Genomic DNA, 19,323 nt, shown 5'->3' with positions numbered 1-19,323 from the left:
ACACTGGACCGATCGCACACGTTGCCGCAGAGATACACGTTGCCGCAGAGATGGGCATCTCCCGCGCCACCGCCTCGAATGGGTGAACCGCTACAAAGCGCTGACGCGCTTGAGATCTGGAATCAGCACTACAACTACCACCGACCTCACGGAGCCCCCGACGGACAGCCGCCAGCATCTGCGACGCCATCATGCGTCAACAACGTCCTGGCCTCCTACAGCTAGCTAGCCAGCAGCCGTTCCAAAGCGGACACCGAACCCGGCAGATGGAACTCGTGTCCGCCTCACCCGTACCGGAGCGTCGCCCCCGCGGACTTCAGGAAGTCGATGTGCAGGTGGTTGCAGGTGTCGGCGAACGGTGCGAAGTGCTCGAGGCTGAAGGACGCGCGGCACTCGATCTGGCCGAGGCCGGTCCCACTCGGGACCAGCGGGTCGAGGAGGCGGATGAGCTGCACCGAGCGCGCGTCGCCGCCGGTCAGCGGGGAGCCGTTGATGAGGTAGAAGTCGACCGCGTGGCCACCGCCGTCCGCGTAGTGCGCGGAGTCGGTGCCTGCGCCTTCGATCTGGCCCGTGCAACGGCGGTTGATGTCGCTGATCCCGACCTGACTGAAGTTGTCCAGCGCGACCGAGATGGCCTGCAGGACGCGGTAGTCCACGCCGCAGTTCGGCACCACCTTGCCTTCGGCGAGGTTGGCGATCTCGGGGATGTGGTTCGGAGTGGAGCCGACCAGACGGCCGGCAGCGACCGCGCCCATGAGTTGCACGGCGAGAGCCTGCACCGTAGGCGAAACCGAGCCGTTGGTCGTGGAGTCGAGGGCCTGCGGGCTCTCGGCGATGCCGAGACCGTCGCGCGAGACGACCTGAGCGGTCGCGTCGCCTCCGGTCAGCGTCTGCACAGCGAGGGCGGTGCGCGCGGCCCCGGCTGTCGAGCCCTCCCCCGTCGTGGCGTACGCGGGCAGAGCCGCCGTGCCGAAGAACGCCGTCAAAGCGATCAGGACGAAGACGTGGAAGCTGCGACGGCGACGGTTCTCCACGAAGATGCCGCGCCGCGGGTGCCGCGGGTTGCCCGGGTCGGCGACCGACGGACCGGCCGATACGTGCTCGGCGGGGACAGTGGTCGGCTGCGCGGCTGCGGCGCGACGCTCGGCGCGGGAGGGACGCGTCGGCTTGACCACGATGCGCTCACGGACGACCTTCTGAGCGCCGACATTCTGAGCGCCCACCTGCGAGCGGCGCGGCCGGGAACGCTCGGCCTCCAGAGCGGCACGCCGACTCGGAGCCGTGGGAGCTGATGCTGCGAGAGCCAGGGACTCGGCTCGGGTGAAGTCGCTCACCGGGTCGGCAACCGCCTGCGTCTGCTCGTCCACCTCGAGTACGACGGGTGCCCGATAACTGCGGCGAGGCCGCAGCGGGGCAGGCGAATTGGGCAAACTGGGCTTCCTGGGCGGTCGGTTCGGGACGTCGGGACGACGACACTTTCAGGCGTACCAACCATTTCTACCTCATTTCGGCTGGACGTTCTATCAATGCAGATGAATGGACCCGAGGAAATTGCGCGGAACGACGAAGAAGCCGGGGAAGGGGAACCAGGGGCGGGGCGCATCCCGCGTGTTCGGTCGCACAGCAGCACCCCCGACCCCGACAGGGCCGCTGGAGCTACGGAATGGGCAACGACGAGTTCGACACGGCATACGCTCTCGCGGAGCGCGACCTCCCCGCGTTCGGCGAGCTGGTGGAGGCCGATCCCGGGTCGCGCCGACGACAGCGCGCCTCCGGAGACGACGAGGAGGCAGACCCGTGCGCACAGGATAACCGGAAGGGACGGCCGCTCCTGGCGCGAATGCACCCCAGTTCGGGAGCGAAACGGCCGGGCGCCGGACGGCGAGACAGGATGTTGCCCGCCCCGGGGTTCGCGCGGCCCGGGGCGGGCGGTCTGGAGTCAGGCGCGGACGAACCGCAGCGTGACGAGTTCGAAAGGCCGGAGGGTCAGTGCGGCGGAACCGTCGCCGGTCGTGCGCTCCAGAAGATCGGTGCGCACGATCCGCTCGTGGGGGAAGCCGATGGCGAGCGTCGCCTCGGCACGCGATCCGTGGGCCTCGTACAGCCGGACGACGACATCGCCGGAGCCGTCCTCGGCGAGCTTCACCGTCTCAACGACGACGGCCGGCGACGAGGAGGCCACGAGCGGCTCCACGACGGCGTCGCCGGCCGGACGCAGCGGCAGATTGAGTCGGTAGCCCGTCTCGATCGCCGCGTCCACCTCACCGATCACGATCGAGCTTCGGAGGGTGTGCACCCCCTGATCGGCCTCCGGGTCGGGGAAGAGCGGCGCCCGCAGCAGCGTCTGCCGCACCAGCGAGTAGGTGCCGCCGCCCTCTCGCTCGTGACGCGTGATGTCGTGGCCGTAGGTCGCATCGTTGGCGATGCCGACCCCGAAGCCGGGCTCGCCCACGTGGACCCAGCGGTGCGCGCTGGTCTCGAAGCGCGCGACGTCCCAGCTGGTGTTGGTGTGCGTCGACCGGTCGATGTGGCCGAACTGGATCTCCGACCGTGCCGAGGTCGTGTGCACGTCGACCGGGAAGCCGAGTTTCAGCATCCGCTGCCGTTCGCGCCAGTCGACCTGTGTCTCGATGTCGAGCGCGGCCGAGTCGGCGGCCACGGTCAGCGTCTGGGTCACGGTGGAGTCGCCGAACCGCCGCACCAGGCGCAGCGTCGCGCGCTCCGGCGTCTCCGTCACGATGTCGAGCGACACGACGGCCGTGAGGTCCTCGCCGGACAGCCTGTACTCGACGTCGACGTCCCACGCGTCCCACTGCGTGGGGGTGTCGCGGAACAGCTGCAGGAGGTTCGCGCGGGCTCGCTCGGGCACGGCCTCACGGCCGGTCGCCACGTCCACGATCGACGGGATGAGACCGTCGGCGTCGACCGTGACCACGATCCTGCCGTTCACCAGCCGGATGGCGTCGCCGGCGCGCTCGACGCGGACGCCGGCTCGGCGCGTCGGGACGCCGGTGCCGCCCGGTGCGACGCCGTCGACGACGAACGGGGAGGCGTTCGCGACAGCGCCGGGCTCCCCACTCGGCCCGGCGAGCGCCGCGAGCGATCGCCCGATCACGTCCTCCAGGCTCTTCGCGACCTCCGCGTAGTTCTCGACGGCCTGGTCGTGCACCCAGCCGATCGACGAACCGGGCAGGATGTCGTGGAACTGCTGCAGCAGCACCGTTCGCCAGGCCTCGCGCAGCTCCTCCGCCGGGTACTCAACGCCTGCGCGCACGGCCGCGGTCGCCGCCCACAGCTCGGCCTCGTGCAGCAGCGCCTCGCTGCGTCGGTTGCCCTGCTTGGTGCGGGCCTGGGAGGTGTACGTGCCGCGGTGGAACTCGAGGTAGAGCTCTCCCGCCCACACCGGCGCAGGGTCGAACTCGGCGCGGGCCGCCGCGAAGAACGCGGCCGGCGATGCCACGCGCACGGTCGGCGACCCTTCAAGGTCGGCGGTGCGCGCGGCTGCGGCGATCATCTCGCGGGTCGGGCCGCCGCCTCCGTCGCCGAACCCGAACGGCACCAGGGAGGTGTTCGCCCGGCCCTTGTCCGCGAAGTTGCGCTCGGCGCGCGCCAGCTCCTCCCCCGAGAGCACCGAGTTGTAGGTGTCGACCGGCGGGAAGTGCGTGAAGATGCGGGTGCCGTCGATGCCCTCCCACTCGAAGGTGTGGTGCGGGAACCGGTTGACCTCGTTCCACGAGATCTTCTGCGTCAGGAAGTGATCCATCCCCGCTGCACGGGCGATCTGCGGAAGCGCCCCGGAGTAACCGAACGAGTCGGGCAGCCAGACCTCCCGCGGCTCGTGGCCGAGTTCCTCCAGGAAGAAGCGCTTGCCCTCCACGAACTGCCGGGCCAGCGCTTCGGAGCCGGGGAGGTTGGTGTCCGACTCGACCCACATCCCGCCGACCGGGATGAACCGGCCCTCGGCGACACGCACCCGGATGCGCTCGAACAGCTCGGGGTAGAACCGCTGCATCCACGCGAACTGCTGGGCCGACGAGCACGCGAACACGAAGTCCGGGTCCTGGTCCATCAGGTCGAGCACGTTGGAGAACGTGCGCGCGCACTTGCGGATCGTCTCGCGCACCGGCCACAGCCACGCCGAGTCGATGTGCGCGTGGCCCACGGCGAACACGCGGTGCGCCGTGGCGGCGGCCGGCGACGCGAGCACTCCGGCGAGCACGGCGCGCCCCTGGGAGGCCGTGGCAGCGACGGCGAACGGGTCTACGGCGACGACGACGTCCGCCAGCGCGGCGAACAGCGCGGCGCGGCGCGGCGACGTCTCGGGCAGCTCCGTGGCCAGTCCGCGCACCGTGAAGATGTCCTGGATCAGCTCCCAGACCTCGGTGTCGCGCTGCACGACGTCCATCCGCCGCAGCGTGTAGATGGAGGTCGTCGACGCGGTTGCCATGCGGCCGACCGGCGTCGGACGGAACGACCAGTCGGAGCCGACGTCGGGGTTCGACGCCGCCTCGACGAACAACTCGAACGACTCCCCAGGCGCAGCCTGCAGCCGCACGTAGTCGTTGAGCGGCTCGAGCGCCTTCACGATCGTGCCGTCGCTCGCCCACACCAGCCCCTCCGCCTGGAAGCCGACCTGTCCGGCGGTGAACCCGAGATCGACCACGAGCTCGACCTCAGCCGGGTCGGCCTCCCACTCGGCGGGAACCGTGCCGGTGACCCGGAACCACACCGTGCCCCACGGCCGCCCCCACGGCCGGCCGACAGCGAACGGCTCGAACGGCCCCTGCACCGCCTGTGCGAAGGGCACCGGCTCGTCCGGGACCTCCCACATCTCGACGGCCACCGGCGCGGAGGCCCGCTCGAGAGCGGGCGTCAGCCGCTCGCGGACGAAACGGTCGACCCGCAACTCGGCGAGCTGGTTGTGCTGGTACAAACGACGACTCCTTATATACGAGGTACGTAGCTAGCCTTTGACCGCCCCGGCGAGCGCCGACGAACCGCCGAGCGAACGGGAGACGATCACGTAGAGCGCGATGACGGGGACGGAGTAGATGAGCGAGTAGGCGGCGAGCTGGCCGTAGGCCACGGCGCCGTACTGCCCGAAGAACGTGAAGATGCTCACCGCCGCCGGCTGGTTGCCGGGGCTGAGCAGCAGCACGAACGGGACGAAGAAGTTGCCCCAGGCCGCGACGAACACGTAGATGAAGACGACCGCGATGCCGGGGCGTACCAACGGCACCACCACCGTCCACAGCGTCTTCATGCTGGAGGCGCCGTCGACCCAGGCCGCCTCCTCGAGGGAGATCGGCACCGAGTCGACGAAGTTCTTCGTCATCCAGATCGCCATGGGGAGCGACGACGCCGCCATGAACAGGATCGTCCCACCGAGCGAGTCGATCATGTTGAGCGACACGAACAAGCTGTAGACCGGGACCATCATCGCCGTGATCGGCAGGCACGTCCCGAACAGGATCGCGTAGAGGAACGGCCGGTTGAAGCGGTTGCGGTACCGCGAAAGCGGGTAGGCGGCGAGCACGGCGACGATCACCGTGAGGATCGCGCATCCGGCGGACAGCAGGAGGCTGTTCCACAGCGGGACGAACGCGAGCTCGGGGGTGAGCACCTTCTGGAAGTTCTCCAGTGTCCACTGCTCAGGCCACGCGACCGACAGGGTCGCGCTGCCGTCGAACGACGCCAGCACCACCCACACCAGCGGCAGCACGAACACGATGCCGATGAGCAGCAGCAGGACGTTGGCCGTCCATTTGAGGGCGATGCCGTTGGGTGACGATAGTTTCATCAGTCCACCTCCGCCTTGAGGGCGCGCACGTAGACGATCGCGAAGACCGTCCCCACGAGCAGCAGGATGGTCGCGATGGCCGTGCCGTAGCCGAGCTCGGAGAACTTGAATGCCTCCTGGTACGCCAGCACGGGCAGGGTCATGCTCTTGTTGCCCGGCCCGCCGCCGGTCATCACGTAGATGAGCGTGAAGACCGAGAGGGTCTGCAACGTGATGAGCATGAGGTTGGTGGAGATGCTGCGCCGGATCATCGGCAGCGTCACGAGGAAGAACCGCTTCACGCCGTTCGCCCCGTCGACCTCCGCCGCCTCGGTGATCTCAGGCGGCACCTCCTGCAGGGCGGCCGAGTAGACCAGCATCGAGAAGGCCGTGCCGCGCCAGGTGTTGGCGAGGATGATCGACAGCATCGGGAACGCGAACAGCCACGACGGACCCGCGACGCCGAAGCCGGCGAGGATGGCGTTGAGCGTGCCGTGCTGGCTGAAGAAGGCGTACGACGCGAACGCCGCCACGATCTCCGGCAGCACCCAGGCGCCGACGACGAACGTCGAGACCAGGGCGCCGACCCAGCGACTCCCGGTGCGCATCAGCAGCGCGAGCAGCATGCCCATGACGTTCTGGCCGATGACCGCCGAGCCGATCAGGAACACCAGTGTCAGCCACACCGACACCGGGAAGTCTGGGCTGTTGAACAGGTCGATGTAGTTCTGGAGGCCCACCCACTCCGCCGACGCCGCCGCCGAGCCGGTGAGCGACATGTTCGTGAACGAGCCATAGAACGACGACAGGATCGGCCCGAGCAGGAAGACGACCAGGAGTCCGAGGGCCGGGACGAGGGGAACAGCCCGGGCGACCGACCGCCGGGCGTGCGCGCGCTTGCGTGCCTGCTGCTGCCCGAGCGGCGGCCGGACCGGGTTGGTCCGGCCGGGCGCGGCGCCGACGGCGTCGAGGGTGGACGTCATGTTACTTCGACTCCGTCTTGTCCTTGCCGACGATCCCCTCGACGGTGGAGTCGTAGGTCTTGGCGGCCTCCGCGGGCGAGGCCTGGCCGGTCATCACCGACTCCATCGCCACCTGGATGCCGTTGGAGATCTTCGGGTAGTCCGGTGTCGCCGGCCGGAACTTGGTGACATCGACCAACGACGAGAAGAACTCGGAGGTCGGGTTGGAGGCCGTGTACTTCGGGTCGGCGGCGACGTCCTTGCGCACCGGGATCCCCGCCGTGGTGATGTTCCCGTCGAGCGAACGCTGCTTGTCCGTGAGGAACGTGATGAACTTCCACGCCAAGTCCTTGGCCTGGCTCTTCGCCCCCATCGAGAATGTCCAGCCGCCGGAGAGGCTGATCTTTCCCGGCGCCTGACCGTGCTGGGTCGGCATCGGCGCGGTGCCCAACACCGTGTTCCACTCAGACCACGGAGTCGCGCCCGTCGGCAGCCAGGCGCCGGATGACCACGATCCGTCCAGGTTGATCGCAAGCTTGCCCTGCGGCATGAGTTGGTTGTTGATGGTGTTCTGGTAGTTCGTGTCGCTGGTGACCTCCAGTCCGGGGCCGAGGCCGCCCTGGTACACCTCTTTGATCACGTCGAGCGCGTCGGTGAACGCCTTCGACCCCGTGATCCACTTGCCGGTCGCGTCGTCGTACAGGCCTTTCTCGCTCGCGCCGTAGAGCAGCATCTCGAAGCCCTGCATGGCGCTAGCTTCTCCGGCCGCCTTGCCGGAGAAGATATTGAGCGGGATGACATCCGGCACCGTGGCCTTGATCTTCTTCGCGGCGGCGAGCACGTCGTCCCAGGTCTTCGGCTCCCACGGCGTCGGGATGCCCGCCTTGGCGAAGATCTGCTTGTTGTACCAGAGGGCTCGGGTGTCGGTCCCGGTCGGGATGCCGTAGATCTTGCCGTCGTCGCCCTTTCCTGCGTCCTTGGCGTTGTCGAAGAAGTTCGACCAGTCCGACCACTTCGAGACGTACGCGTCGAGCGGAGCAAGGTAGCCGGCCTGCGCGTCACTTCGAATGAGGAAGGTGTCCTCCGACATCACGTCGGGGGCGGTTGCCGCCGCACGATTCATGAGGGAGAGCTTGGTGTAGTAGTCGTTCTCGGCCGCCTTGATCGGGACGAGGTTGATCGTCATGCCCGGATTCGCCTTCTCGAAGGCGGTCTTCGCCGTTGACATGAAGTTGGCCATCACGTCGGATCCGTAATCCTGAAAGACGACCTTGATGGTCTTGTCGTCACTGCCGGAGGAGGACGAACATCCGGCCAGCGCGACGAGAGCGGCGGCGGCCACCGTTGCGACCAATACCCTACTTCGCTTCATCGATGCTCCTTTGCATTGAGGTCCGTCGGCTCCCGTGCCACAGACTCTTCTAATTTATAAATCAATTTGATTTATAGATCAAGAGATGCACAGAAGTTGCCGCCCTCCCCTCGCTCGGGGGACGCCGATCGGAAACTCTAGAGCCGCCTCACGCGGGGCGAGAAGGTCTCGTCGAGTACCAGGCACGCAGCACCGACCGCCGCGACATCCTCGCCGACAGCGGTGCCCTGGAGCAGGACCGGGTGCGTGAGGATGGTCATGTCGATCTCGGCCATCCGCGCCGGCAACTGCTCGAGGTACCGCCGCTCGACGCGCGACCACGACGGGCCGCCGAAGACGACACGGTCGATGTCGAGCAGCGCCGCGAGGTTCGACAGGTAGTAGGCCGTGTTGCGGATCGAGCGGTCCAGGATGCCGGCCGCGCGTTCGTCTCCCGCGTCCGCGGCGGCCGTCAGCTGCGTGAACAGCGCGTCCACGACCTCCACGTCGAGATCGAGTTCGACGCCGTCGACCACCGCCTCACCGGCCGGAGGTTCCAGCGCGCCCGCCCACAGCCCCTGCATCACCAGGCGCTGCGGCCGCACGGACTCGCCCCAGCAGCCCCGACGCCCGCACGCGCAGAGCGCGCCGCCCGGATCGACCAGCACATGGCCGGCGTCGCCCGCGTTCTCGGTCGAGCCGGTGTACACCTCGCCGCCGAGCACCAGCCCGATGCCGGCGCCGGTGCCGTAGTAGACGAAGGCGTAGTCCTTGCTCGCGCCCGCCGGGTCGCGCCAGCGCTCCGCGACGGCCGCGCTGATCACATCCTTGGCGACCAGCGACGGGAGTCCGGTCGCACTCGTGAGCTCGTCGCGGAGGTGGAAGTCGTTCCAGCCCGGGATCAGCGGAGGGCGCACCACCACCCCGGTCTCGGCGTCGATCGGGCCCGGCGCCGCGACGCCCACCCCGATGACCCGGGCGGGATCGACGCCGGGAGTCGCGAGCACGGAACGGATGGCCTCCAGGATGGCCGCCAGCGTCGCCTCCGCATCGCCGTCCGGGGGCGACGGCCTCCGGTCGCGCTCGACGACCTCGCCCTCGAGGTCCAGAAGCACGCAGGTGATCACGGTCGGGTCGAGGTGCACGCCTACGGCATAGGCGCCCGCCGCGTCGAGCCGCAGGAGGGTGCGCGGCTTGCCCGGGCTCCCTTCGTTCTGCTTACCGGCCTCCTGGATGAGACCCTGCGTGAGCAGCCGGCGCGTGACGTTGGTGACCGTCTGCGCGGACAGCCCGGTGACGGAGGCGAGCTCGACCCTGCTCAGGCCGCCCTCCGAGCGGCGCACCGCGTCGAGCACCACAGTCTCGTTGAACGCGGCGATCGCGGGGAGGTTCGCTCCCTTGGGCACGGCTCCTCCTCCGCGTGGGGCTTCGGGCACCCCGGCGCTTCCTCGTAATATACCCACGCGCCGGTCGGTTTCTGCGCGAGGAGTCAGCGGCGGGCGGAGGTCCGCTCCCGCTCGGCGAGCACTCCGGCGGCCGTCTCTGCCAGGAGCGAACGCACGCGCGCCAGCCCGGGATCGGTCGCGGAGGCTGCCCGGATGACCGCGTAGTCGTTGCGCACGACGGGGGTCGCGAGCGGAAGCAGGCGCACACCGTCGGGGGCCTCCGCGACGGTCAGCTCGGGCACGAGCGCGACGCCCGCCCCCGCGCCGACGAGCGCGAGAAGGACGGCGAAGTCGCTCGCCTCCGCGACCGACCGTGGCGTGAACCCGGCGAGCCCGCACGCGCGCTCGGTCATCTCGTAGCAGGTCCATTGTCGGTGCGGCACGACCCAGTCGTGGTCGGCGAAGGCGTGGAGATCTGCCGGCCCACTGGTGCCGGCCGGGTCGCCATCGGGCACCGCGAGCCAGACCGGCTCGACCGCGATGAGCGTCGCGACGAATCCAGGTCCGGCCGACTCGGCCATATTCGAGTAGGCGTGGGTGAGGGCGATATCCACTTCGCCCGCGGCAAGCGCCGGCAACGAGGCGCGCGGCTCGAGCTCGAGCAACTCCATCCGGATGCTGAGGCCGCCGTCGCCGCGCAGGGTCCGCCAGGCGTCCGCCACCACCGTGCGCGCGATCGAGGGGAACGCACCCACTCGGTACGTCCCCACGGCGCCATCGCGCAGCGCCGCGACCTCCAACTCGGCAAGAGACAGCAGGTCGGCGACCGCGCTGCCGTGCGCGGCGAGCGTGCGGCCCGCCGCGGTCAGCGCGAGGCCGCGACCGCGGCGCTCGGTGAGCGGGAGGCCGAGCTCGCGCTCGAGGGCCGCCAGTTGCATCGAGACACCGGGCGGGGTCAGGTGCAATTCCGCGGCGACGGCAGCGACCGTGCCGAGCCGATCGAGTTCGGCCAGCATCCGGAGTTTTCTTGCGTCCAACACATCATCGATTCTTACGCGTTCAACCAATCAAAGTAAATAGACATTTTGAATGCTTGCCCTCAGGGTGAAGACATGAGCTCGGCAACCATCGCGCGCGTCCGCATCGCCATCGCCGGGCTGCTCGTCGTCCTGCTTTGGGCCAGCGCCTTCCCGGCCATCCGCGCCGCTGCTCACGAACTCGGACCCTTTGGACTGGCACTCGTGCGAACGGCCGTAGCCTGCGTCGCCCTGCTCGTCGTCGCACCGTTCGCCGGCGTGCGCGTGCCCGCCCGGCGCGACCTGCCGCTCATCGCGGCCTGCGGTGTGATCGGGATGGCCGTCTATCAGGTGCTGCTGACCGCCGGGGAGCTCACCGTGCCGGCGGGCACCGCGAGCCTCATCGTCACCGCCGCGCCCCTCGTGAGCGTAGCCATCGCGGTCGGCGCCTTCGGCGAGCGCCTCACTCTGCTCAAGCTGATCGGCAGTGGCGTCGCACTCGGAGGCGTCGCGATCGTCTCGGTCGCCCGGTCGGGCCTCACGCTGAGTGGAGCCGTCTGGCTGGTAGTGGCGGCGATGGTCGTCCAGGGCGTCTACCATCCACTGACCAAGCCACTCCTCCGCCGCTACTCGGGGCTGGAGGTGGCCACGTACGCGATGGTCGCCGGCCTGATCCCGCTGCTCGTTGCACTCCCGTGGTCCCTTCCCGCGCTGGCCTCCGCCGGCCCGGAGGCATGGCTGGGTGCCGCCTACCTCGGCCTGCTGCCGTCCGCTGCGGGATTCGTGCTGTGGGGATACGCGGTCGCGCGCCTGCCGATGGCCACCGCGACATCGCTGCTCTACCTGGTGTCGCCCGTCGCGGTGGGGATCGCGGCGGTCTGGCTCGGCGAGATCCCGCAGCCCGCAGAACTGCTCGGTGGTGCCGTCGTGCTCGCGGGTGTCGTGGTGATCGGACTCGGCCCGACGCGCCGCCGGACGCCGCCGCGCCCGGTCGGTTCTGCCGTTCCCGCCTCTCCCGTGACGCTCGAACGGCAGACCTGAACGACCCGGAGGAGAACCACTGCTGACGCCCACCGGCACCCCAGCCCGCGCCCAGCCTGGTGGGGCAGGGTGAGTCGCGTGGAGATCGTGGTCGACGTCGTGCTGCTGGTGCTCGCCGTCCTCGCGGTGGTCGCAGGCTGGAGCAACGGCGCCATCCGCGCTGCCGGGGCGCTGATCGGCCTCGGCGTGGGCCTCTCCCTCGGCCTCCTACTCGCACCGATGGTCGTCGATTGGATGGCCGCCTCCGGGCTCACCGGGGTCAGCCAGCGATCCATCGTCGCCGCGGTCGTCCTGCTGGTGTGCGCCGCCGTGGTCTACGCCCTCGCAACCGCCGCCGCCGCGGTGATCGGCAAGGTGCTGCGGCACGGGCCAGTCCGCTGGGTCGACTCGCTGATCGGCGCCGTGCTGGGCTTCGTCACCTGGGCCGTCGTCGTCTGGCTCGTCGCCGGTTTCGCCATGGCCACGAGCCTCGCGACCGTCGTGCAGGCCGCCGACTCCTCCCGCGTCGTCTCCACCCTGAACAGCATCGCACCGCTCCCCTCCTCGACCGTGCTCGGCGCGGTCGACGACGCTCTCGCTGGCGCAGGACTCCCGAAGGTGTTCGAGGGCGGGGAGCCGATCAAGAGCATCGCACCGCCGGATTCCGGCGTCCCCGCCGACGTAGCGAAGTCGGAGCAGTCCGTGGTGAGGGTGCTGGCCTCCAAACCCGCGTGCGGTGTGGACTCCGAGGGCAGCGGCTGGGTCGTGCAGCGCGGCCGGGTGGTCACCAACGCTCACGTCGTGGCCGGCGCATCGTCGATCGTCGTACGCGAGTCCGGCGGAACCACCGTCGACCGTGCGACGCTCGTGGCGTTCGACCCCGAGCGCGACCTGGCGGTGCTCGACGTCACCGACCTCCGCACGCCCGCTCTCGACATCGGGCAGGATCTCGGCGCCGGCGACCAGGCGTACACGGCGGGCTACCCCGGCGACGGCCCGTTCACGATCACTCCGCAGCGAGTGCGCGACCAGCTGGCCGCGCGTGGCACCGACATCTACCAGAGCGGGGCGGTCGAGCGGCAGATCTACTCGCTCCGCGGCTCCATCCGCCCGGGCAATTCCGGCGGCCCGCTGCTCGACCAGAGCGGCGACGTCGTCGGCGTCGTCTTCGCGCGGTCGACGATCGACCCCGACACAGGATACGCGCTCACGCTCGATGAGCTGCGTCCGGTGCTCGGCTCCGTCGGCCCGACGCCGATCAGCTCGGGCGCGTGCTCCGCGGGCTGACGGGCGGGCCTCCCACGTGGTTGGCTTGGTCGCATGAAGGCTGTCAGCTACACGTCCACCGGTGATTCCGACGTTCTCACGCTCGGCGAGCGACCCGAGCCACATGCCGGCGTAGGCCAGGTGCGCGTGCGCATCCACGTCTCCGGAGTCAACCCGACGGACTGGAAATCCCGGCAGGGCTCCGGTCCCACCGAGCTCCCGCGCCCGCAGGTGCCGAACCAGGATGGCGCGGGGGTCGTCGACGAGGTCGGGCCTGGCGTGTCCGACCTGGCGCCCGGCGACCGGGTGTGGGTGTGGGACGCCGCCTACCAGCGACCGGACGGCACGGCGCAGGAGTTGGTCGTCCTCCCGAGGAACCAGGCGGTCGTGCTCCCCGACGACGTCGGTTTCGACGTCGGGGCCTCGCTCGGCATCCCGGCCCTGACGGCCCACCGCGCGCTCACGTCATCCGAGTCCGTGCCGGACGAGCTGTCGCCGGGCGCCCTCGAGAGGCGAACGGTACTTGTCGCGGGTGGCGCGGGAGCCATCGGCCACGCCGCCATCCAGCTGGCTGTCTGGGCCGGGGCGACGGTCATCGCGACCGTGAGCAGTCACGAGAAGGCCGAGCTCGCGCGCGCCGCCGGCGCGCACCATGTCGTCGACTACCGGGAGTCGGACACGGCCGAGGCGATCGGGGCGCTCGCGCCACGCGGCGTCGACATCGTGGTGGAGGTGAACGTGAGCGCCAACGCCGAGCTCGATACGAGGGTCGCCGGCCCCAACGCGACGATCGCGAGCTACGCGGACGCACCGGGATCGACCGAGGTCACCATCCCGATCCGCCCGTCGATGCAGAAGAACCTGCGCTGGCAGTTCCTCCTGACCTACACGGTGACGCCCGAGGTGAAGGAGGCCGCAGTACGCGCCGTCGCCGCTGCGGCAGCCGCCGGCGCACTGCCGGTCGGAGCCGACCACGGCCTCCCGATCACCCGTTTCCGGCTCGAGCAGACGGCAGCCGCCCACGACGCCGTGGAGGACGGCATCGTGGGCAAGGTGCTCATCGACCTGGCCTGACCGGCTCCCTGACGGGCTCCGCGCCCTGCCCGGCGACGCGGCCCGAGCCGACGAGGCGGATGATCTGCACCACCATCGCGACCGACGCGGCCACCGCGACGGCGGCCGCGTAACCCAAGGCGGTGGGCAGGAGGCCGATCGTTCCGATCAGCTCCCCGGCCGCGAGCGCGGGGAGGCCATAGGCCAGGTAGCTCACGAGGAACACTCCAGCGAAGAGTTCCGCGCGCTGATCATTCGGGGCGAGCGGTGCGATGATCCGCAGCATCGCCGACCAGGGCGTGTCTCCCGACTCTGCGCCGTAGCGACCAGCGTCAGCCCACGAGGTGCAGTGTCGGGAGATACGCCCTAATCTCGACAGGGTGTCCCGCGCCCGTACCGACCAGGAGCGTGCGGCCTCGCGCTCCGGCTGGGCGGTCGGCATCGCGACGGCGCTCTACGGCATCTCCTTCGGCGCGCTAGCAACCGCATCGGGGCTCGAGGTCTGGCAGGCCTGCGTCCTCAGCCTGGTGATGTTCAGCGGCGGATCCCAGTTCGCGCTCATCGGGGTCCTCGCGTCCGGCGGCGTCGCGGCGGGAGGCACGGCGATCGCCAGCGCGGCCCTTCTCGGCATCCGCAACTCGTTCTACGCGCTCCGCCTGTCCCGCATCATCGGCTCCGGCTTCTGGAGGCGTACCGCCGCGACCCAGCTCACCATCGACGAGTCGACGGCGGTTGCCACCGCCCCGACCGAGCCGCGCGCGCAACGCATCGGATTCTGGGTCACGGGGCTCGTCGTGTACATCGGCTGGAACCTCATGACGCTCGCCGGGGCTCTGCTCGGCGACCTGATCGGCGACGTCAAAGCCTACGGTCTGGACGCGGCGGCCGCCGCAGCGTTCCTCGGGCTCCTCTGGCCGCGGCTCCGCGCCCGCCAGACGCAGGCCGTCGCGGTCGCCGCCGGGTTCGCCGCCACACTGCTGACCCCGTTCCTCATGCCCGGCCTCCCGATTCTCGCCGCGGCGGTGGTCGCGATCGTCTTCGGTGCGTTCAACCTCTTCGGCAAGCGCGACGACGGGCAGCACCCCGACCCGATCCCGATGGAGCGGGAGGTCGAGCCCTGACGACCTGGAACATCATCCTGCTCGGATCCATCGCCGTACTCACTCTCAAGGCCGCGGGCTGGCTCGTCCCTCCCCGGGCGCTCGATCATCCCACCGTCGCGCGCACGAGCGACCTGCTCACGGCCGCCCTGCTCGCGGCGCTGATCTGCGTGCAGACCTTCGGCGCAGGTCAGACGCTCCAGCTGGATGCCCGACTCCCCGCTATCGCGATCGCCGCGGGTCTCTACGCCGCGCGCGTCCCGTTCATCATCGTGGTCCCGGCCGCGGCGGTCGTCGCTGCTCTCATCCGACTTCTGACCTGATTCGCGTTGCCGGCGGTGGTGGTGTCGGCGGTTCTCCCTAACGTTCTGACGTGAGCGCATCCTGGCACCCCGTGGCGAACGCGCAGCCCACGGAATGGCTGCTCAGCCAGGGCGCACTCGGCCACTCGTACGCCGTCGTCCGTCGCTTCTCTTTCGGCGACGTCAACCAGCCCGAAATCTGGTTTCGCGTGGTCACCTGGGCGCCGCGATCGGAGGCACGGGAGCTGATCGGCTGGTGCCGAACATTGGAGGCCGCGGCGGCCGTAGCGTGGGATCACCGCTGCGCAGCCGAGTCCTGGCGCCATCACCTGGCGAGGCGGCGCTCCGACACCGCCACCATGGCCGCCCAGCGCCCCAGCGCGGCGGAGCTGGTGCGCTTCTACCGTGCCGCGCTCACGGCGCAAGGAGTGCGCGCATTGCGTCCCCCGCCGCAGAGGACGACCATGGGGCGATGAGCGAGATCCCCGACGAGGGCGACATCGATCCCGACGACGGCCGACCGGAATCCGCGACTCAGCGGGCGGATCGCAACTGGAACGAGATCCTCCAAGAACTGCGCGTCACGCAGACCGGCACGCAACTCATCAGCGGTTTCCTGCTCGCCATCGCCTTCCAGCAGCGTTTCGGCTCACTCACCCCCTTCCAGGTGGGCTTCTATCTCGTTCTGGTCATGCTCGCCGCGGGATGCACTGCGCTCGGCCTCGCGCCGGTCGCTCTGCACCGCCAGCTGTTCCGGCACCACGAGAAGGTCGAGACGGTGTCCATCGCCAACCGGCTGCTGCGCATCACGATCGGCCTGGTCGCCGTGCTCACCTCGGGAGTCGTGTTCTTCGTCTTCGATGTGACTCTCGGCCTGGTGGCTGCTCTCGTCGCCGCGGCAGGCATCCTCGTCGTTCTCGTGCTCCTGCTGCTCGTCTTCCCGGCGAACGTCCTCAGCCGGCTCCGCCGACACTCGGCGTGAGCGTGTCGGCGAGCTCGCGGAGCATCTGCTCCATCACCTCGATCGCCGACTCATCGGCGGTGGCGAGGGCACGCGTGAGCGCAAGCACCCGATCGCGCGAGGCAGCGGCGGCGCCGACCTCGGACAGTGCGACATAGCGGATGAACCGCGGCAGCAGCGTCTCGATCGTCTCGGCGAGCACCCGGTCGTGGATGCCGTCGAGGAACGCACTCGTGGTGCGCTGAAGAGCGTCGATCGGCGAGGAGGCCGGCTCCCGTTCGAGCCGTTCGGCGATCACCGTCAGCTCGAGCTCGGTGTCGACGTCGAGGTCGTCGATCGAACTTCGGATCGCTGCGGGCAACAATAGCCCCAGCACGCCGATCACGCTGCAGGTCTCTGCGTTGTCCATCGGCGCGACCAGCGTGTAGCGGTTCGGTGCGGTGTGGATGAGACCGACCTGGGAGAGGCGGCTCATCGCCTCCCGCACCGGCGTTCGCGAGACGCGGAGGGCTTCGGTGAGCTCTGCGTCCTTGAGGCGTTCGCCCGGAGCCAGGTCACCGGCGACAATGCCGGCTAGAAGGATCGCATAGACATCGTTTCGGAGGAGGCGCCTGTCTGCCGCGAGCGAGGGGAACCGCGCGCGGAGTTCTTCGAGGGTCATGGGGCTCGTTTCCTGAACTCAGTGTTTGATCTGGTATATTTATAGTTTAGCAATAGGAATCTGGTCACAGCAAACCGATCGTTCCACCCCTCCCATCTCGATCCTTCCCCCGAGGAGACCCGACACATGCCAATGCCCACCGATCACGTCGCCCGTATCTCCCTCTCCGACGAGGCTTACGTCCGAATCGAGGCCGCCATCATGGACGGCACGCTCGAGCCCGGCGAGCGACTCCGAGACTCCGACCTGGTCGAGTGGCTCGGAATCTCACGCACCCCCATCCGCCACGCGCTCGACCGCCTCGCCGAGCAGGGACTCGTCGAGATGGAGCGCAACCGGTTCACGCGCGTCGCCGCGTTCGACATCGACGGCGTCCTCGAGTCCGTGCAGGTCGCCGGCGACCTCTGGGCCGGCGCGGCACTGCGCGGCATCTCGGCGTGGGACGAAGAGGACGACGAACTCATCGCCGACATCCAGGCCGAGCTCATCGAGGCCGCGACCAACGACGACACCATGCGATTCATCACGATCTTCGAGCACCTCGTCGTCGCCTTCGCCCGCATCGAGGGGAACAACGTGCGCATCCGATCGCTCGGCAACGTCCTCCCGCAGGTGCGCCGTCTGGGTCGCAAGCTGAACGGCAAGCTCGACCCACAGGCGCTCTCTCACTTCACAAGGGAGCTGCGCATGGCGACGACCAGGCGCGATGGCCGCGCCGCGGTCATCCTCATCGACGACTACGTGACGCGGCTCGGAGACGTGCTCAACCGGCTCTGAGGCCCCCGTTCCGTGACACCACGGGCCCGCGGTATCCGTGACAGCCCGGATGCCGCCCCCTCCCCCGCCGTACCGTGGAGACACGCTCGACCAGGGGGAATGGCCAAGGGGGAGATGTCTGCAGCGACGCCAGAAGGCCGGTCCCGATCGGGATCGGCCTTCTGGCCGAGTTCGAACGCCGGCTACTTGGTCAACGGCTCCAGAGTCGGGTCGTCGGCGTACGCCTCCGCAGCGTTCTCCTTGGTCACGATGACGGCTTCAGCAGGTAGGCCGGGACGACCTTGACGCCTTTGTCCTACGACTTGTCGTCGTTTGTGGCCGGCTCCTTGCCCTGATGCGGATTCGTGCCATCACGAAGAGTATCCCGGCGCGCGTGCGCCGTACGGGTTGGTCATAAGTAGTAAACGCAAATTTTAGTCTTCGCATCAAATAGTGAAGGCAACAGATCGATAACGGTCGCCAGAGACGCAACTACACCGATGGCGGACAGCGGCCCACCGGATACGACAGAAGGCCGGCCCGAACGGGACCGGCCTTCTCGGCTGATGTGGGTCGACTACCTCGTCAGCGGCTCCAGGAGCGGGTCGTCCGCGTACGCCTCGGCCGCGTTCTCCTTGGTCACGATGATCGGCTTCAGCAGGTAGGCCGGGACGATCCGGGCCCCGTTGTCGTAGGACGTGTCGTCGTTGATCTCCGGCTTCTTGCCCTGCTGGAGGTCCTTGACCATCACGATGGCCTGGTTGACGAGGTTGCGAGTGTCCTTGTTGATCGTGGAGAACTGCTCCCCGGCCATGATGGACTTGACCGATTGCGCTTCCGAGTCCTGGCCGGTGACGACGGGGATCGGCTTGCCCGTGCTCCGAACCGAAGTGATTATTCCCCGGGCGAGGGTGTCGTTCGGCGCCAGCACGCCATGGAGCTCGGTCGAGCTGTAGTTCGCAGCAAGCAGCGTATCCATGCGGTTCTGCGCGTTCTGGCCCGACCAGCCCTGCGTCGCGGTCGCCTTGATGTCGGTCTGCCCCGAGACGACCCGGAGGGTGCCGTCGTCGATCTTCGGCTGCAGGATCTTCATCGCGCCTCGCCAGAAGACCTTGGAGTTCGCATCGTCAGGCGATCCGGAGAACAGCTCGATGTTGTAGGGCTTCACGCCCGGGAAGCGTTTGGCCAGACCGTCGAGGAGGGACTGGCCCTGCAACTCGCCGACCTTCTCGTTGTCGTACGCGACGTAGTAGTCAACGTACTTCGAGTTGATGATGAGGCGGTCATAGGCGATGACGACCGCGCCGGCGTCGTGCGCGGCCCTGGTCTGCGCGGTCAGCTGGCCACCGTCGACCGATCCGATGACGATGACCTTGGCCCCCTTCGTGATCATCGCCTGGATCTGGGACTGCTGGTCGGCGACCAGGCTGGTACCGCCCGCGTACTGCACGTCGCCCCTGAAACCGGCCTTCTTGAGCCCCTCCGTGAACAGGCCGCCTGCGAGGACGAAGTTCTCCGACGTCTTACTCGGGAGGGCGACACCGATCGTGGCATCCTTGGCGAATCCCGACTCCGTCGACCCCGCGGAGCCGGTACGGGTGGAACAGCCCGACAGGGCGAGCGTGGCGGCAGCGGCGATGGCCAGTGTCGCGAGTGCGATCTTGCGCATTCTTCGTTTCCTTCTGGTGTGCGGGGCGACGTCGTGGGCGAC

At 69.0% G+C, this 19,323-nt stretch carries 18 protein-coding genes; 8 read left to right on the top strand and 10 right to left on the bottom strand.

Annotated features, from left to right (window positions below; genetic code table 11):
- Positions 1-284 precede the first annotated feature (284 nt).
- From ACPPVW_RS07645 to ACPPVW_RS07615, 7 genes are all read right to left on the bottom strand, one after another.
- On the bottom strand, positions 285-1,430 hold the full coding sequence (locus tag ACPPVW_RS07645; protein ID WP_426625902.1) for a hypothetical protein: 1,146 nt from the start codon (positions 1,428-1,430) through the stop codon (positions 285-287).
- Positions 1,431-1,939: 509 nt separating this feature from the next.
- Positions 1,940-4,933: an alpha-mannosidase gene (locus ACPPVW_RS07640; RefSeq protein WP_426625901.1), complete on the bottom strand. Its 2,994-nt coding sequence runs from the start codon at positions 4,931-4,933 to the stop codon at positions 1,940-1,942.
- Between the two features lie 30 nt (positions 4,934-4,963).
- On the bottom strand, positions 4,964-5,800 hold the full coding sequence (locus tag ACPPVW_RS07635; protein WP_426625900.1) for a carbohydrate ABC transporter permease: 837 nt from the start codon (positions 5,798-5,800) through the stop codon (positions 4,964-4,966).
- Complete coding sequence (locus tag ACPPVW_RS07630; protein WP_426625899.1) at positions 5,800-6,762, bottom strand: carbohydrate ABC transporter permease; 963 nt, start codon at positions 6,760-6,762, stop codon at positions 5,800-5,802. Before ACPPVW_RS07630 ends, ACPPVW_RS07635 begins: the two co-directional genes overlap by 1 nt.
- A gap of 1 nt (position 6,763) precedes the next feature.
- Positions 6,764-8,113, bottom strand: coding sequence for an extracellular solute-binding protein (locus ACPPVW_RS07625; RefSeq protein WP_426625898.1), 1,350 nt, complete (start codon positions 8,111-8,113; stop codon positions 6,764-6,766).
- A 137-nt stretch (positions 8,114-8,250) separates the two neighbouring features.
- Positions 8,251-9,498: an ROK family transcriptional regulator gene (locus ACPPVW_RS07620; RefSeq protein ID WP_426625897.1), complete on the bottom strand. Its 1,248-nt coding sequence runs from the start codon at positions 9,496-9,498 to the stop codon at positions 8,251-8,253.
- A gap of 83 nt (positions 9,499-9,581) precedes the next feature.
- Entirely contained in the window at positions 9,582-10,493 is a 912-nt protein-coding gene (locus tag ACPPVW_RS07615) for a LysR family transcriptional regulator (RefSeq protein ID WP_426625896.1), read from the bottom strand.
- A 96-nt stretch (positions 10,494-10,589) separates the two neighbouring features.
- Between ACPPVW_RS07615 and ACPPVW_RS07610 the strand changes: the two genes are divergently transcribed.
- The 3 genes from ACPPVW_RS07610 (at position 10,590) to ACPPVW_RS07600 (ending at position 13,853) form a co-directional block, all read left to right on the top strand.
- A complete protein-coding gene (locus ACPPVW_RS07610) occupies positions 10,590-11,534 on the top strand; it encodes a DMT family transporter (RefSeq protein WP_426625895.1) in 945 nt (314 codons plus the stop codon).
- A gap of 78 nt (positions 11,535-11,612) precedes the next feature.
- On the top strand, positions 11,613-12,800 hold the full coding sequence (locus tag ACPPVW_RS07605) for a MarP family serine protease (RefSeq protein ID WP_426625894.1): 1,188 nt from the start codon (positions 11,613-11,615) through the stop codon (positions 12,798-12,800).
- A gap of 33 nt (positions 12,801-12,833) precedes the next feature.
- On the top strand, positions 12,834-13,853 hold the full coding sequence (locus ACPPVW_RS07600; RefSeq protein ID WP_426625893.1) for an NADPH:quinone reductase: 1,020 nt from the start codon (positions 12,834-12,836) through the stop codon (positions 13,851-13,853).
- Here ACPPVW_RS07600 and ACPPVW_RS07595 read toward each other — a convergent pair.
- Positions 13,837-14,118, bottom strand: coding sequence for a hypothetical protein (locus tag ACPPVW_RS07595; protein WP_426625892.1), 282 nt, complete (start codon positions 14,116-14,118; stop codon positions 13,837-13,839). The two genes, ACPPVW_RS07600 and ACPPVW_RS07595, sit on opposite strands and share 17 nt — an antisense overlap.
- A 94-nt stretch (positions 14,119-14,212) precedes the next feature.
- Between ACPPVW_RS07595 and ACPPVW_RS07590 the strand changes: the two genes are divergently transcribed.
- From ACPPVW_RS07590 to ACPPVW_RS07575, 4 genes are all read left to right on the top strand, one after another.
- Positions 14,213-14,953 (top strand): AzlC family ABC transporter permease, encoded by a 741-nt coding sequence (locus ACPPVW_RS07590; protein WP_426625891.1) that lies wholly within the window; start codon positions 14,213-14,215, stop codon positions 14,951-14,953.
- Positions 14,954-15,102: 149 nt separating this feature from the next.
- Positions 15,103-15,255, top strand: a complete 153-nt coding sequence (locus ACPPVW_RS07585) for a hypothetical protein (protein ID WP_426625890.1) — start codon at positions 15,103-15,105, stop codon at positions 15,253-15,255.
- 50 nt (positions 15,256-15,305) lie between these two features.
- Positions 15,306-15,710: a hypothetical protein gene (locus ACPPVW_RS07580; RefSeq protein ID WP_426625889.1), complete on the top strand. Its 405-nt coding sequence runs from the start codon at positions 15,306-15,308 to the stop codon at positions 15,708-15,710.
- Complete coding sequence (locus ACPPVW_RS07575; RefSeq protein WP_426625888.1) at positions 15,707-16,216, top strand: DUF6328 family protein; 510 nt, start codon at positions 15,707-15,709, stop codon at positions 16,214-16,216. Before ACPPVW_RS07580 ends, ACPPVW_RS07575 begins: the two co-directional genes overlap by 4 nt.
- On the opposite strand, the gene ACPPVW_RS07570 is transcribed toward ACPPVW_RS07575, so the two are convergent.
- Positions 16,188-16,856, bottom strand: a complete 669-nt coding sequence (locus ACPPVW_RS07570) for a GntR family transcriptional regulator (protein WP_426625887.1) — start codon at positions 16,854-16,856, stop codon at positions 16,188-16,190. The genes ACPPVW_RS07575 and ACPPVW_RS07570 overlap by 29 nt on opposite strands.
- A 126-nt stretch (positions 16,857-16,982) precedes the next feature.
- Between ACPPVW_RS07570 and ACPPVW_RS07565 the strand changes: the two genes are divergently transcribed.
- Positions 16,983-17,633: a GntR family transcriptional regulator gene (locus tag ACPPVW_RS07565; protein ID WP_426625886.1), complete on the top strand. Its 651-nt coding sequence runs from the start codon at positions 16,983-16,985 to the stop codon at positions 17,631-17,633.
- 556 nt (positions 17,634-18,189) lie between these two features.
- Here the strand turns inward: ACPPVW_RS07565 and ACPPVW_RS07560 are convergent.
- Positions 18,190-19,281, bottom strand: a complete 1,092-nt coding sequence (locus ACPPVW_RS07560) for a substrate-binding domain-containing protein (RefSeq protein WP_426625885.1) — start codon at positions 19,279-19,281, stop codon at positions 18,190-18,192.
- Positions 19,282-19,323 lie beyond the last annotated feature (42 nt).

It is taken from the genome of Leifsonia sp. McL0607 (assembly GCF_049993355.1).
In the GTDB taxonomy this organism is placed as follows: domain Bacteria; phylum Actinomycetota; class Actinomycetes; order Actinomycetales; family Microbacteriaceae; genus Leifsonia.
Note: the sequence above shows the minus strand (reverse complement) of the source record. Positions and strands in the feature narration are given on the sequence as shown.

What these genes read in the sequence shown, in the direction of transcription:
- ACPPVW_RS07625 (WP_426625898.1), bottom strand. Translation starts at nt 8,113, where the DNA reads ATGAAGCGAAGTAGGGTATTGGTCGCAACGGTGGCCGCCGCCGCTCTC.
- ACPPVW_RS07565 (WP_426625886.1), top strand. Translation starts at nt 16,983, where the DNA reads ATGCCAATGCCCACCGATCACGTCGCCCGTATCTCCCTCTCCGACGAG.
- ACPPVW_RS07575 (WP_426625888.1), top strand. Translation starts at nt 15,707, where the DNA reads ATGAGCGAGATCCCCGACGAGGGCGACATCGATCCCGACGACGGCCGA.
- ACPPVW_RS07610 (WP_426625895.1), top strand. Translation starts at nt 10,590, where the DNA reads ATGAGCTCGGCAACCATCGCGCGCGTCCGCATCGCCATCGCCGGGCTG.
- ACPPVW_RS07570 (WP_426625887.1), bottom strand. Translation starts at nt 16,856, where the DNA reads ATGACCCTCGAAGAACTCCGCGCGCGGTTCCCCTCGCTCGCGGCAGAC.
- ACPPVW_RS07635 (WP_426625900.1), bottom strand. Translation starts at nt 5,800, where the DNA reads ATGAAACTATCGTCACCCAACGGCATCGCCCTCAAATGGACGGCCAAC.
- ACPPVW_RS07600 (WP_426625893.1), top strand. Translation starts at nt 12,834, where the DNA reads ATGAAGGCTGTCAGCTACACGTCCACCGGTGATTCCGACGTTCTCACG.
- ACPPVW_RS07595 (WP_426625892.1), bottom strand. Translation starts at nt 14,118, where the DNA reads ATGCTGCGGATCATCGCACCGCTCGCCCCGAATGATCAGCGCGCGGAA.
- ACPPVW_RS07560 (WP_426625885.1), bottom strand. Translation starts at nt 19,281, where the DNA reads ATGCGCAAGATCGCACTCGCGACACTGGCCATCGCCGCTGCCGCCACG.
- ACPPVW_RS07630 (WP_426625899.1), bottom strand. Translation starts at nt 6,762, where the DNA reads ATGACGTCCACCCTCGACGCCGTCGGCGCCGCGCCCGGCCGGACCAAC.
- ACPPVW_RS07615 (WP_426625896.1), bottom strand. Translation starts at nt 10,493, where the DNA reads ATGCTGGCCGAACTCGATCGGCTCGGCACGGTCGCTGCCGTCGCCGCG.